Genomic DNA, 738 nt, shown 5'->3' with positions numbered 1-738 from the left:
GCGGAGGGCGTCTCCTTTCCAGGCCGTCAAGACCTGGAAGACCAGCACCGACCCGGACTACGAGACCAAGAAGAACCGGGTGCTGGAGCTCTACGCGATCGCCGACGGGCACCGCCGTCCCGGCCCCGGTGACCCGACCGTCGTCATCTGCCTGGACGAGTTCGGGCCGCTGAATCTCCAGCCGCATCCGGGCAAGCAGTGGGCGCCGATCGCAGTCGGTAAGGGCGAGCAGAACCGGCCGCGGCGGCGCCGTCGCCGGGCGACCTACACCCGCCCGCACGGGATCCGGCACCTGATGGCCGGCTATGACCTGTCCACCGACAAGCTCTACGGGCACGTGAAGATCCGCAAGGACCGCACGCAGTTCCTGGCGTTCTGCCGCTATCTGCGCTCGCTGCACCCGGCCGGAGTGCGGATCGCGATCGTGCTGGACAACTTCAGCCCGCACCTGTCCACCAAGACCGACAGCCGGGTCGGGCAGTGGGCGGCGGTGAACAACGTCGAGCTGGCCTACGTGCCGTTCTACGGCTCCTGGCTCAACCGGATCGAGGCCCAGTTCACCGCGCTGCGCTACTTCGCCCTCGACGGCACCGACCACGACAGCCACCGCGAGCAGGCCAGCATGATCCGCCGCTACATCGCCTGGCGAAACCGGCACGTCACCGATCCCCAGCTCCGCAAAGTCATCCGCCGAGCCGAGACCATCAAGAGGGCGAAGGTTGCCTGACCCGGCACTAG

The 738-nt window shown here is 68.0% G+C and carries 1 protein-coding gene; it reads left to right on the top strand.

Going from position 1 to position 738, the window contains the following annotated elements:
• On the top strand, positions 1-727 hold a 727-nt coding region (locus tag HK417_RS24485), incomplete at its 5' end, for a transposase (RefSeq protein ID WP_222273408.1).
• Between the last annotated feature and the right edge of the window lie 11 nt (positions 728-738).

Origin of the sequence: Modestobacter marinus, assembly GCF_019799945.1 — a bacterium.
GTDB classification, from domain to species: Bacteria; Actinomycetota; Actinomycetes; order Mycobacteriales; family Geodermatophilaceae; genus Modestobacter; species Modestobacter marinus_B.
The sequence above is the reverse complement of the archived record's forward strand: the minus strand, read 5'-3'. Positions and strand labels throughout refer to the sequence as shown.